The 13,410-nt window shown below is 71.3% G+C and carries 10 protein-coding genes; 6 read left to right on the top strand and 4 right to left on the bottom strand.

Annotated elements, in window-relative coordinates; genetic code table 11:
- Positions 1–256 precede the first annotated feature (256 nt).
- Together manA and ACFQS2_RS01140 are read right to left on the bottom strand one after the other, a co-directional pair.
- Positions 257–1,474 carry a mannose-6-phosphate isomerase, class I gene (manA, locus tag ACFQS2_RS01145; RefSeq protein ID WP_377018054.1) on the bottom strand — a complete coding sequence of 406 codons (1,218 nt, stop codon included), beginning with the start codon at positions 1,472–1,474 and terminating at the stop codon, positions 257–259.
- Entirely contained in the window at positions 1,474–3,237 is a 1,764-nt protein-coding gene (locus ACFQS2_RS01140; protein WP_377018053.1) for a class I mannose-6-phosphate isomerase, read from the bottom strand. Before ACFQS2_RS01140 ends, manA begins: the two co-directional genes overlap by 1 nt.
- Positions 3,238–3,311: 74 nt before the next feature.
- On the opposite strand from ACFQS2_RS01140, the gene ACFQS2_RS01135 reads away from it, so the two are divergent.
- The 6 genes from ACFQS2_RS01135 to ACFQS2_RS01110 all read left to right on the top strand — a co-directional run bounded on the left by ACFQS2_RS01135 (position 3,312) and on the right by ACFQS2_RS01110 (position 11,806).
- Entirely contained in the window at positions 3,312–4,214 is a 903-nt protein-coding gene (locus ACFQS2_RS01135) for an ROK family protein (protein WP_377018052.1), read from the top strand.
- A 230-nt stretch (positions 4,215–4,444) separates the two neighbouring features.
- Entirely contained in the window at positions 4,445–5,743 is a 1,299-nt protein-coding gene (locus ACFQS2_RS01130) for an ABC transporter substrate-binding protein (RefSeq protein WP_377018051.1), read from the top strand.
- Positions 5,743–6,642, top strand: coding sequence for a carbohydrate ABC transporter permease (locus tag ACFQS2_RS01125; protein WP_377018050.1), 900 nt, complete (start codon positions 5,743–5,745; stop codon positions 6,640–6,642). The genes ACFQS2_RS01130 and ACFQS2_RS01125 overlap by 1 nt, the downstream gene beginning before the upstream one ends.
- 16 nt (positions 6,643–6,658) lie before the next feature.
- A complete protein-coding gene (locus ACFQS2_RS01120) occupies positions 6,659–7,465 on the top strand; it encodes a carbohydrate ABC transporter permease (RefSeq protein ID WP_377018049.1) in 807 nt (268 codons plus the stop codon).
- 49 nt (positions 7,466–7,514) lie between these two features.
- The gene (locus ACFQS2_RS01115; RefSeq protein ID WP_377018048.1) at positions 7,515–10,628 is read left to right on the top strand and encodes a glycoside hydrolase family 38 C-terminal domain-containing protein; all 3,114 of its coding nucleotides are present in this window, start codon (positions 7,515–7,517) and stop codon (positions 10,626–10,628) included.
- Positions 10,625–11,806, top strand: a complete 1,182-nt coding sequence (locus ACFQS2_RS01110; protein ID WP_377018047.1) for a glycoside hydrolase family 76 protein — start codon at positions 10,625–10,627, stop codon at positions 11,804–11,806. The genes ACFQS2_RS01115 and ACFQS2_RS01110 overlap by 4 nt, the downstream gene beginning before the upstream one ends.
- Before the next feature lies 1 nt (position 11,807).
- Here the strand turns inward: ACFQS2_RS01110 and ACFQS2_RS01105 are convergent, their stop codons facing one another.
- The gene (locus ACFQS2_RS01105; protein ID WP_377018046.1) at positions 11,808–12,845 is read right to left on the bottom strand and encodes a LacI family DNA-binding transcriptional regulator; all 1,038 of its coding nucleotides are present in this window, start codon (positions 12,843–12,845) and stop codon (positions 11,808–11,810) included.
- Positions 12,846–12,854: 9 nt separating this feature from the next.
- On the bottom strand, positions 12,855–13,403 hold the full coding sequence (locus ACFQS2_RS01100; protein WP_377018045.1) for a TetR family transcriptional regulator: 549 nt from the start codon (positions 13,401–13,403) through the stop codon (positions 12,855–12,857).
- Between the last annotated feature and the right edge of the window lie 7 nt (positions 13,404–13,410).

Genomic DNA, 13,410 nt, shown 5'->3' with positions numbered 1-13,410 from the left:
CGGTCCCCTCGCCGTCCGAGAGTCGCTCGGCCAGGATGGACGTGAACTCCCGCAGGAAGCTGGTGATGTCTTCGCTGTCCAGCAGCAGATCCTGGACAGAATTCGCCGGAGCATCCGCGCCGTCGTCCCGCATGAACCGCCCGTCCCGTAGTAGGTCAGCCGACAGTCCGCCGACCGGTGACGACCGTGGCCGACCTCGCCACTCTACGCGCCGATATGTGGGCATGGGTGGGGCCCATGTCGACCAGCTGGTCGGTCACCTCCCGGTGGTCGCCAGCGCGATCCGGCCGGTCCCGGACACGTGCAGAGAGCACTCATCGGGAGTGATGAACAGGGCCTGGCCGCGGGTCGGGGCGGCGCTCTCGTGCCGGCCGCGCAGCTGCGGGGCGCCGTCCAGGACGAGGGCGATCCCTGGGCCGTTCAGCTCGGCGGAGACCTCGCCGTCGGCCGGTGCGCTCAGCACGCTGAGCTGGAAGTCGCGTTCGTCGGGACGGTAGATCGCCACGCCCTCGGCTGGCTGGTCCGCCGTGTGGACGGGTCCCGGGGTCTCCGCGAAGCGCGTGATGCGCTGGAGCTCGTCGACGTCGAGATGTTTTCCCGTCAGGCCCGCGCGCACGACGTTGTCGGAGGCGGCCATGACCTCGACGGCGAGGCCCCGCAGATAGGCGTGGACGTTGCCCGGCGGCAGGTAGACGGCCTGGTCCCGCTCGAGGGTGACGCGGTTCAGCAGCAGGGCGACCAGCAGCCCGGGATCACCGGGCCGGGCGGCGGCGATCTCGGCCAGGGTGGTGATCTCGGCGGCGAACTCCCCGTCCACGGCCGGCTCGGCGACCGCGGCCGTGACAGCGTCCAGCAGCGGCGCAGCGGCGGTGTCGTCGAGGAACTGCGCCATGACCTGCCGCAGGGCGGGCTCCGTCGGCCCTTCGAGCTGCGCGGCCAGCTGGGTCAGGATGCGCTGGGCATCCGGCCGGTGGGCGGCTCGCTCGCTCAGCTCGGTGAGCAGCCGCCGAGTGCGCTCGAGAGGCCGGAACCCCGCCAGCGCGTCGAAAGGATCCTCGAGGGCGAGCGCGATCTCGGGTTTGTGCCGGGGATCCTTGTAGGTGCGCACCGGGCTGTCGACGGGAACGCCCCGGGCGTTCTCCGCCTCGAACCCCTCCCGGGCCTGCTCAGCATCGGGGTGAACCTGAATGGACAGCGGCTCGCCGGCGGCCAGCAGCTTCATGAGGAACGGCAGCTCGTCACCGTCGCGGTCAGCACCCAGCGTGCGCTCCGGCTCGGCCGCGATCCAGGCATCGAGGTGCTCGTGACCGCCGGTACGGGAGGGGTCGAGGATGCGGCTGGGGCACAGCGGGTGCGCACCCAGCCACAGCTCTGCCTCCGGGTACCCGCTGGGAGCGCGTCCGAGGAACTCCGGGATGAGCGTGCGTGATCCCCAGGCATAGGGCCTGGGCTCGTTCGTGATCTCGACGAACATCAGCGCCGACGCATCTCGGTGCCGCGCACGGACGCCTTGACCGTCGCGTGCTCGCCCTCGCCGAGCGGACGGATCCGGTACCGGCCCACCTCGGCGGGGACGATGAAGGTCTCCGCGTAGTGCACGGTGAAGGGGTCGAAGGCCCCGTCGGGACTCTCGATGACCGCTTCGGTGCCCTGGACGAGGTTCAGCACGTTCACGGTGCCCTCGGTGTCGTGCTCGACGGGCGCGGTGAACCAGTGCCGGCGCACCTCGATGAACTCGAGTTCGTGCAGCCCGGTGCGCTCCTCGCGCCAGCCCTCCCCCTCGGCCACGGGCTCGACGGGGTTGACCAGCTGCTCGCGGGTCCACTCCGTGTCGCGGTCCCATTGGACGTTGGCCATCGCGTGGTCGAGGTGGATCGGGCGCGGGATGCCGTCCAGGCCCACCCGGCCCCAGTCCCACATCTTGAAGGTGAAGATGTACGGCGTCGCGGAGATCTCCAGCACCATCGATCCGGCGCCGGAGGCGTGCACGGTCCCGGCCGGGATCGCGAAGTGGTCGTGCGCCTGCGTCGGGAAGGTGTTGACGTACTCCTCCGCCTCGAAGGGCGCCTCCCCTGTCTCCGCGCGGCGCAGCGCGGCCTCCATCTCCCGGGGGTCGATGCCGGGCTTGAGCCCGAGGTAGACCTTCGCGTCCTCGTCGGCGTCGAGCATGTAGTAGCTCTCGTCCTGGGTGTAGGTCATGCCGAAGGTCTGCTTGATGTATTCCGTCAGCGGGTGGACCTGCAGCGACAGGTTCCCGCCGCCGATGGTGTCCAGGAAGTCGAAGCGGATCGGGAACTCCGCGCCGAAACGGGCGAAGGTCTGTGGGCCGAGCAGCTCGCGCGGGTGGCTGATCACCACGTCAAGAGCGGGGATCTCGAGCACCTCGGAGCCGACGGACAGCAGCAGGCTGTTCTCCTCCGGGACGCAGTCGAAGCACCAGGCGTAGTTGGCGGCCTCAGGATCCAGACCGCAGACCTCCTTCATCCACTGACCGCCCCAGACGCCGGGATCGAAGAACGGCACCACCCGGAAGGGGCGCCGCGCGGCAGTCTCCAGGCCCACACGGAGGGCATCACCGGTGGTGAGCTTGACCTCATCGACGGAGGCATTGGCATCCAGCAGGAAATCCAGGTGATCGAACAGGCTCAGCTTGTGGCGGTCGGCCGTGCGCCATTCGACGAAGTAGCCGCGCTTGAACTTCCGCAGTGCGTCGTCCTCGCCGTTGCCCGCGCGCCAGTTGCCCCCGCCCCGGCGGAAGCGCTGCTGGATCTCCCAGCGCGCCAGATCGGCCAGCACCAGAGTTGCCGGCTCCAGCGGGACCAGCGCCGCGCCCCACCCGATCAGCACGTGCTGGCGGGGATCACCGACGACGCGATCGGCCAGCGCCTGCAGGCGAGCGGCGTCGTAGAACTCCTCGAGCCGGTGATGGGACATGATCCCGAAGACCCGGTCGTCGGTGAGGTCGCCCTCGATCTGGGCGGCGATGGTCTCGGGCGGCAGCGCCGCCTCCTCCTCCACGTCGATCACGACGGCCTCCGGCATCGCCTCATCGGCCGCGGCGATCAGGGCCGGAAGGTCGCTGCCGGGATAGGCGTCGATGACGATGGTGCCCCCGTGGGCATGCTCCGCCAGTGCGGTCCAGGCCGCGGATCCCCGCCACGCCTCGTGGTCACCGGGGACCTCGATCACGGGCTGCTTGTCATAGTTGCGCGCCGCGGCGCTGGCTGGGATCCGCATCGTGCTCCTGCTCATCTGCTTGGTATCGTTACCACAGCATGCCACACGCGCCGCGAACACGGAAGGATGGGCCGATGCCCCTCGACCCACAGACAGCGAGCACCGTCACCGCGGTGGACATCGGCGGGACGCACGTCTCCTCCGCCCTCGTCGCGCGGGGGCAGGAGGTCCGTCAGGAACGGCGCGACCCGCTGGACGCCGACGCTGCGGCCGAGGTCATCCTGGACCGCATCGCCGACTGCGCCCGCGAGCACAGCCGCCGCAGCGAGCGGGTCGCGCTCGCCATCCCGGGCCCCTTCGACTACGCGCGGGGCCACGGCGACTTCAAGGGCGTCGCGAAGTTCGCCCAGCTCAGCGGGGTGGACATGCGCGGCGGGCTCGCGGCGCGCTGGGACCGCGATCCCGCATCGGTGCGCTTCGTCAACGACGCCGAGGCCTTCGGTCTGGGTGAATGGGCGGCCGGCGCCGGCGCGCGCGTGGACCGATGTGTGGCCATCACGCTGGGGACGGGGATCGGCAGCGCCTTCGTCGACCGCGGACGCTGCCTCAGTTCGGGTCCCGAGGTCCCGCCCGACGGGAACCTGCACCTCGCCGAGGTCGACGGTTCCCCGGTGGAGGACCTCGTCTCCCGCCGCGCCCTGCGCCAGGCCTATCGCGAGCGCACCGGCCGACTCGCCGACGTCGCGGAGATCGCCGCGTGCGCCCGCACCGGCGACCGTGATGCCATCGCGACCCTCGAGACCGGGATGGACGCCCTTGGCCGCGCCCTGGCTCCCTGGCTGCAGCGTTTCGGGGCGGAGCGCCTGGTCATCGGCGGTTCCATGGCCGCCTCCGAGGATCTGCTGCTCCCGACGCTGCGCCGGAGGCTCGCCGCCTCCCTGGGGGGCGAGGAGCAGGTCCCGCACGTGGCGCGCGGCGTGCTGCCCACCGAGCAGGCGAGCATGATCGGCGCGGTCCTGGGCACGTCGGAGGCCTGATACCCGACGCATGCGGGTATCGCTACCACCGCGGCAACCCCGCTGGACGGGGCGCCTTCGACACCAAGGGGCCATCGTCCCGAGTTTGTCGGCGTCTACCTGCGGCATCGGCGCCAACCCCAGACAAGCCCCTTGCGCGCCGTCGCTGTTAACGTTACCTTCGTGCCGTCACTCCGGCGCGGTAGTCCTCTCCGTGCTGCCGATGTGCCCTGAGAGAGATAGGAGCCCCGGTGTCAGCGACGACTCGGATCACCACGCCGGTCAGCAGACGCACCGCACTGTCCGCCGCAGGAGCGGCCGGTGCCGTCGCCCTGCTGCCGGGATGCGCCCGCGGCACGCTCACCCGGGCCGCCCCCGGGCCCGACGTGACGCTCAGCAACGACAATCCCACCTGGGCGCCCGGCCTCACCGACGCCGGGGACCTGCTGCGCGAGCAGACCGGCCACGGCATCGCCGTGCGCGCCACTCCCGACGTGAGCAGCTACCAGCAGATCGTGCGGACCTCGGCCCGCACCGATTCGACCACCGGCCTGGTGAAGTGGTGGAACGGCTACCGGCTGCGCGACGTGGCCCGCAGCGGCATCTTCGCGGACCTCACGCAGATCTGGGACGAGGCGGAGGCCCAGCAGTGGGTCGACCCCGCGATGAGGGAGAGCTTCAGCGTCGACGGCACGCCCTACGCGGTCCCGCTGCACCAGTCCTACTACGCGATGTTCTACTCGCGGCCGGCGTTCGACAAGCTCGGCCTGCAGCCCCCGCAGACCTGGGACGACCTCCTCGGCGTGGCCGACGAGCTCAAGGCCGACGGCATCACCCCCATCGCCAGCGGCGGCACCAGCACCTGGGAGGCGATCATCTGGTTCCAGCAGCTGGTCAACGGCCTGGACCCGGACTTCTACACGGACCTCACCGAGGGCCGGGCCTCCTACCTCGACGACGTCGCCGTCGAGGCGATGGAGACCTGGGCCGAGCTGTACGACCGCGGCATCTTCTCCCCGCCGGACTTCTCGGTTCCCGAGGTCCCCGGCCGCTTCGAGGAGGCGACGGTGGGGATGAACCTCTACGGCACCTGGAACGCCAACACCTACGTCCAGGCCGGCCTCGGCGACGTCTTCGGACTGTTCATGGTCCCGCCCGTGGACCCGTCGGCCGCGCCGACCATCGTCACCGAGAGCGGGGCGCTGGCCGTCGCCGAGAACGCGCACAAGCGCGAGGAGGCGCTGGCGGTGCTCGGCTCCTGGCTGCGCACCGATGTCCAGCAGGTCTGGGTCGACTTCCTCAACGATCTCTCGGCGAACCTCGAGGCGCTGCCGCCCGTGCCCGCGGTCCAGGAGCTGGCCGCGACGGTCGCCGAGACCGCACCGCAGTTCGCCACCCGCTACTGGGAGGCGTCCCCGCCGGTGATGGTCGAGGGCAATGTGCAGGAGCTGGGCGCCTTCATGGCCTCGCCCAGTTCGCAGAACGCCACGGCGACGCTGGTGAAGATGCAGAAGCGCGCCGAGGACGAATGGAAGAAGTGGAACCTGTGATGACGACGTCGACCTCCGCCCGACCTGCCGCCCCCACCCGCACCCGGACCACCCGCGGTGTGCTCGCCCTGTTCCTCACCCCGGCCGTCGCCCTGGTGGCCGTCGTGCTGTTCACGCCCTTCGTGGTCACCGTCTACCGCAGCTTCTTCAGCGACAACGGCCTGCAGCGCAGCTGGGTGGGGCTGGAGAACTACGTGACGCTGGTGGGCGATCCGAACTTCGGCCGCTCCCTGGTCAACACGGGCATGTGGACCGTCGGCAGCCTGCTGCTGCCGGTGCTGCTGGGGCTGCTGATCGCGGTGGGCACCAACAACCTCGGCTGGGGGCGCATCGCCCGCTTCGCCGTCGTGCTGCCCTACGCCCTCTCCGGGGCGACCACCGCGATCCTGTGGAACTTCATGCTCGCCACCGACGGCGCGATCAACGACATGCTCGGCATGCTCGGGCTGACCGCCCTGCAGCAGGAATGGCTGCTGCAGTGGCCGATGAACACCATCGTCATGATCCTCGCCTCCACCTGGCAGGCGACCGGGGCGGCGATGATCCTGTTCCTGGTGGGTCTGCAGTCCATCCCGCCGGAGACCATCGAGGCCGGCCGGCTGGACGGGGCCACGGGCCCCCGCATGCTGGTCAGCATCATCCTCCCCCAGCTGAATCCCATCACCATCGTGGTGGTCGGGATGTCGCTGGTGGCCAGCCTCAAGACGTTCGACATCGTCTGGCTGCTGACCAAGGGCGGCCCCGGCACGGCCTCGGAGACCCTGGCGCTGACGATGTACCGCCAGACGTTCACGCTGAGCCGCTACGGCTACGGGGCCGCGGTCGCCGTGGTCCTGACGATCATCGTGCTCGCCGCCTCCTGGATCTACCTGCGCCGCCAGCTGCGGACGACCGCCTGAGGAAAGGACCCTCGAGATGATCCGACGTCTGCATGGCGCCCTGCTGATCCTGGTGGCGGTGATCTGGCTGATCCCCTCCTACCTGGTCGTGGTCAACGCCTTCACCGCCGCCGACGCCTACTCCGGGCCGAGCTGGTGGTTCGTGTCCTTCGACTTCCTGGCCAACCTGCGCGTGGCCTTCGAGACCGCCGCGATCGGGCAGGCGATGGTCAACAGCTTCCTGTACTCCGCGGGGGCCGGCGTCCTCTCGGTGCTCATCGCCGCGCTGGCCTCGTTCGCCGTGGTGGTGATGCCCGTGCGGCACCCCGCCATCTGGTTCTGGGCGATCTACGCCGGGACCCTGCTGCCGCTGCAGGTGTTCCTCTCGCCGCTGTTCAACGGGTACGCGGCCACGTCCCTGTACGACACCCAGTACGGGATGCTGCTGATCTACACGACCCTGGCGATCCCCTTCGCCTTCTTCGTGGTGCGCAACTACATGACCACCGCCCCGAAGGAGATGATGGAGGCCGCCCAGCTGGACGGGGCGAGCTGGATCGTGATGTTCCTGCGCATCCACCTACCCCTGGCCCGCGGCGCCCTGATCGCCGCGTTCCTGTTCCAGTTCCTGGCCACCTGGAACGACCTGCTGTTCGGGATCACCCTCTCGACCAGCCCCAACGTGCGACCGTTGATGGCGGCCCTGGCGGAGCTGAACGGTCAGTACGCCGGCCTCGGCCCGCCGGTCATCCTGGCGGCGGGCATCATCGCCTCGCTGCCGACGGTGATCCTGTTCCTGTCCTTCCAGCGGTTCTTCGTCGGCGCCCTGCGCCTGGCGCCCTGAGCACCGCTGGCCCCCGACCCACCGCACCTGACGACGATTGGTCCCCTCGATGACAACCGCACTGGTCAAAGACGAACCCTGGTCCCTCGACCGAGCCCGCGCCGGGCTCGTCGACCGCGCCGTGGCCGCCGAGGCCGTCCTCGGCGGCCGCCGCCTCCGCGCTCTCCCCGAGCCCCTGCTGCGTCGCGTCGACGGGCGCATGCACCAGTCCATCCGCCTGCTGGTCGACGGCGAGGTCGACCCCGGACACATCCGCCAGGTCCGCCTGCGCGGGGCCGACGGGTCGTCGGCCCCCGTGCAGACCCTGCCCGGGCCGGCCGGCAGCGTCCGCGCGCTGGTCCCGGCCACCGAGGAGACCCGGCAGATCACCCTGGACCTGCCGGACCTGGGCGCCGACGATGCCGTGACCCTCGAGCAGGCCCCGGTGCGCGAATGGTCCATCCACCTGGTCCAGCACTCGCACTACGACATCGGGTACACCGATACGCAGGGCATCGTGATGCGCGAGCAGCTGAACTTCTTCGACTCCTGCGTGGAGTTCGCCCGCGCCTCCCGCGACCTGCCCGCCGAGGCGCAGTTCCGGTGGACCGTGGAGGCGCTCGAACCGTTCGTGGCCTGGATCGAGTCCCGGCCCCGCGCGCACGTCGAGGCGTTCATGGATCTGGTCCGGGCCGGGCAGATCGAGCTGACGGCTCTGCCCTACAACCTGCACATGGACACCTGCTCCACCGATGAGCTGCACGAGCTGCTGCGCATCCAGCGCGACCTGCGCCGCGAGCACGGCGTGGAGATCCACTCCGCCATGCAGACCGACGTGCCCGGCCAGCCCGTCGGCCTGCCCGCGGCGCTGGCCCAGCAGGACATCTCCTACCTCTCGGTGGCGCACAACTGGGCCGGCCGCTCGGTGCCCCAGCTGATCGGCGGCCAGCATCTGCCGCGCCTGTTCCGGTGGGCCTCCCCCTCCGGCGAGAGCGTGCTGGTGTGGATGACCGACTCCCCGCACGGCCTGGCCTACATGGACGGCGCGAACGTGGGCCTGTCCAGCGACTACGACAGCGTCGAGGAGTACCTCCCGGCCTACCTCACCTCGCTGGCGACCAACGGCTACCCCTACGCCCCGGGCGCCTTCGGCTGGCACGGCCCGGCGGTGGAGGACCGCGAGCCGTACCCGCACGACATCCTGCACATGCGGGTCCTGGGCCGGCACAGCGACAACGCCCCGCCCACGCTCCTGCAGTCGCGCATCGTGGAGCAGTGGAACCGGACCTGGGACTTCCCGCGGCTGCAGATGTCCACCCACACCGACTTCTTCCGCGCCGCCGAGGAGCGCGTGGGAGAGCAGATTCCCGCTCTCACCGGCGACTGGGGCGACTGGTGGGTCGAGGGCATCGGCAGCGGCGCGCGCCCGCAGGCCATGGCCCGCCGCGCCCAGGCGCTGCTGACCGACGCCCAGCTGGTCAGCGCCGTCGGCAGCGAGCTCGGCGGCGAGTCGATCCCCTCCGAGCCCGAGCGTGCGCGCCGGCTGCACGAGGAGATCTCGCTGTTCAACGAGCACACCTGGGGCGCCTCGGATCCCTGGACCACCGCCGACACCGGGCGGAATGCCGGCGAGGAGCAGTGGCACTGGAAGTTCGCCCGGGCCCTGGAGGCCCGCGACGATGCCGAGCTGCTGCTGGACACGGCGGCCGCGCACGCCGGCGTCGGCCTCCGGGAGGACCCGGAGGCGATCGCCACGTTCGCCGCCATCAACCCCACCTCTCTGACGCAGAGCGGCACCGCCTCGCTGTTCATCAGCGAGGCCCGCTCCCCGCTGGGTCAGCCGCTGGTGGTGCGCGATTCCCGCACCGGCGAGGCGCTCCCCCACGAGGCCGTGCCGCAGACCAACCCCGACAACCGCGCCGCCGGGCACTTCCTGCGGGTGCGGGTGCCGGACGTGCCGGCCACGGGCGCCGTGCGCCTCACCGTCGAACCCGGCCCGACCGAGCAGCCCGAGGAGCCGGCCCCGTCGGAGGCCGGCACGGTCCTGGAGAACGAGCACCTCCGCGTCGAGGTCGACCTCGCACGCAGCTGCATCGCCTCGATCCTCGACAAGGCCACCGGCCGCGAGCTCGTCGCCCAGGACGCCGTGGTGGGCATGAACGCCTACCTCTACGACACGTACACCTCGGCGCCCGGCTACAACCACCAGGCAAACAAGACCTCCTCCTCCGAGGAGCTCGAGCTGCTGGGCAGCCGCAGCCTCGCCAAGCCCGCGGTGCTGCTGGAGCACACCAGCACCCCCGTCGAGCAGCGCCTGACCTACGAGTTCCCGGCCGACGGGGTGGACTGGGCGCGGGTGACCCTGCGCCTGCCCCGCGACTCAGCGCACGTGGAGATCGAGAACCGGCTGGCCAAACCCACCACGATGACGAAGGAGAGCGCCTTCTTCGCCTTCCCCTTCGCCCTCGAGGCGCCGCGCACGCGCTACGAGATCACCGGCGGGGTGACCGGCCCGGACCTGCCCGAGGTGCCCGGCGCGCCCCAGCACATGAAGGCGATCCGTGACGGGGCGACCTTCGAGGACGATTCCCTGGCGGTCGCCTGGTCCACGGCCGACGCGCCGCTGATCCACCCCGAGGTGGTCGCCCTGCCCTACGCCCCGTTCCCCGAGAGCATGTCGCCCCGCCAGCCGGGAACCGTGTACTCGTGGATCCACAACAACGTGTGGGACACCAACTTCCCCGTCGAGCAGGCCTTCGAGACCACGTTCCGCTACGCGATCGGCGTGCGCCGCGCGGGCGAAGACGTCTCCACGCCCGCCCTGGCGCACCGGACGGCCTCCCAGCTGACCCATCCCCTGCTCGGGGTGCTCGCCACCGGCGGGCAGGCCGGCGCAGCCGCTGCCCCGGCCGAGTGGTCGCTGCTGGAGCTGGACGACGACCGGGTGCGCCTGGTCGGCGTGACACCGGGCGAGACGACGGGCACCCGCCTGGTGCGTCTGCAGTCCTACGCCGAGGAGCCCGTCACCGTGCTCCTCCGCCCGACCGGCACGGTCTCCGCCGCGCACCGTGCCACCTACCTGGGTGATCCGCTCGCCGACCTCAGCGTCGGCGAGAACGGGATCGCCGTGGACCTCGCACCGTGGGAGATGACCGCGGTGCTGCTGACAAGGAGCGGTTCATGACCCGCGTGCCCCGACCCTCCCGCCGTTCCCTGACCCTCGGACTCGGGGCCACGGGCCTTGCCGCGATGCTGCCGTGGGCGGCGGCGCCCGCCTCGGCCGCTCCCGCCCGCGGCCGCTGGCGCCGGCGCGCCGCGGACACCTACGCCGCCATGCAGCGCCACACGTATCTGCCCGAGCAGCGACTCCACCTCGAGGAGAAGGGCGAGGCCGGCGACCCGTACGCCTTCGTGTGGACCGCGAGGGAGACCGCCGCAGCCACCGTCGACCTCGACCGGCTCCCGCCGGCCGGCACACGCTACGGCACCGATCTCGAGGCACGCTTCGACGCCCTCGAGCACTACTGGGACGACGAGAGCGGGTCGTACGCCTCCTATCCGGTGCCGCCGCTCGGTGCGGGCGGTGACTCCTACTTCGACGACAACGCGGTGATCGGCCTCGAACAGATCCGCCGCTACCGGATCACGCAGGATCCCGACGCCCTCGCCGCCGCCGAGCGCATCTTCGAGTTCCTCCCCCGCGCCTGGGACCCTGCCGGCGGCATGCACTGGGTCGACGCCGACTGGAACCCCCATCGCGGAGCCACCAACGTCACCTCCCTGACCTCGGAGCTGGCCGCGCACCTGTACGAGCTGACCGGGCACGAGCACTACCTCGAGTGGGCCCACCGCACGTGGAGCTGGGTGCACGAGACCATGCGCCGCGAGCCCGGCCTCGACGCCAACAGCATCGACACCGACGGTAGCGTCAACGAGACGCTGTGGACCTACAACTCCGGCGCGATGATCGGGGCGGCGGTGCTGCTGCACCGCGCCACCGGGGAAGCCTCCTACCTCGAGGCCGCCCGGGAGGACCTGCGCGGGGCGCTGGACCACTGGGGCGCGCAGGAGACCCTGTACGCCCAGCCGGTCATCTTCAACGCGATCCTGTTCGCCAACCTGCTGCTGTCGACCACCGTCGTGCCGGAGACCCTGAGCGAGATCGAGGGCGTCATGGAGCCCTACGCCCAGCGGCTCTGGGACGAGAACCGGGACGCCGAGAGCGGCCTGTTCTCCTTCCAGGCCGGAGGCGGCGGCGCGCCGGATCCGTCGGCCACCGCGCAGACCCTGCACCAGGCCGGGGCGATCCAGGTGTTCGCTCTGCTCGGCTGGAGGCCGAAGGACTACCCGCTGGCGACCTGAGTCAGACCGGGGCGGCGGAGCTGCGGCGGCGCGTACGGATCCGGGTGGGAAGCTCGATCGTGCGCGTCGGCCGGTCCGTCCGCTTGCCCTGCAGGCGCATGACCAGCAGCTCCGCGGCGGTCCGGCCGAGCTCGCGGGCGTCGTGGGTGACGATCGAGATGTCCCCGGGGACCAGCTCCTCGAGGTCGAAGTCGTCGAACCCTGCCAGCCGGACCTCATCGAACAGGTCCACGCCCCGCTCGCGGCCGGCGGCGTGGACGGCCTTGACGACTCCGACCATGTTGCGGTTGTTGGCGCTGAAGAAGGCCGTCGGCGCCTCCTCGAGCGCGAGCAGCTCCCCGGCGGCGACCTCGGCGGCGCGCACGTCCTGCTGCGCCCGCCGCACCAGCTGCCCCAGCACCGGGACGCCCGCGGCGCGGTGGGCCCGCTCGAAGCCCTCGTACCGCCGCTGACCGGTGAAGACGGAGAGCGCGTTGCCCATGAAGGCGATGCGCCGGTGGCCCTCGGCCAGCAGCTGCGCGGTGGCCTCCTCCGCCCCGCGGATGTCGTCGACCAGGACGGAGTCGACGTCGACCCCGTCCTCCCGGCGCGAGGCGAGGACCAGCGGCACGCCGTGACGCTGCTCGGGCTGGAGGTGCTCGGTGGAGCCGCCCGCGGGGACCACGATGAGTCCCTCGGCCTGCCGGCCCACGAAGTCCGCGACCAGCGTGGCCTCCTGCGCCACGTCTTCGTGCGAGATGCCGACGAGCACCCGTCGGCCGTCCTCCCCGAGGATCTCCCCGATGCCGTCCAGCAGCTCGGCGTAATAGGGGTTGGTGAGGTTCGTGATCACCACGCCCACCAGGCCGCTGCGGTGGCCGGGGCGCAGGCTGCGCGCATTCTCGTTGCGCCGGTAGCCCAGCGCACGGGCGGAGGCTTCGACCTTCTCCCGCATCCCGGGGCTGACGTTCCCGGTGCCCGACAGCGCGCGGGAGACCGTCATCGCGCTCACGCCGGCATGACGCGCCACGTCGCTGATCGTCGGGTGCGAAGAAGCCATGCGGCCAGCTTATGGCACCAGGTAGCGCTGGAGCGTGGACCCCAGGGCGTCGACGACCTGCCCTCGGTCCATCTCGACCACCGGGGGCAGCTGGAGGATGTAGCGGCACATCCCCAGCCCCAGCATCTGGGTGGCGACCAGCCCGGCGCGGTGGCGGGCGTCGGCCGGCTCGATCCCGAGCTGCTGGACGGCCCGCACCACCTGCTCGGCGAAGATCGCGCGGAGGCGGTCGGCGGCGGCGGGCGTGGTGGCGGCCGAGCGCAGCAGGATCATCAGCAGCTCGTCCTCCCCCTCCCAGCGGTCCAGGAAGTGCGCGGTGAGCACGGCGCCGATCTCGTCGGCGGGGATCTGAGAGAGGTCGGGCAGGCGCAGATCGAGGTCCACGGCGTCCGCGAAGAGGGCTTCCTTCGATCCGACGTGACGCATGACCAGGGCCGGGTCGATCCCGACGTCCTGCGCGAGCGCCCGGATCGTGGTGCCCTCGTACCCGTCGCGGGCGAAGCGCTCCCGGGCGGCGGCACGGATCAGTTGCTTGGTCTCGGCGGCGGAGCGTCTCATGGCCCCA

Source organism: Brachybacterium sp. GCM10030267 (genome assembly GCF_042666875.1).
Taxonomy (GTDB): Bacteria; Actinomycetota; Actinomycetes; order Actinomycetales; family Dermabacteraceae; genus Brachybacterium.
The sequence above is the reverse complement of the archived record's forward strand: the minus strand, read 5'-3'. Positions and strand labels throughout refer to the sequence as shown.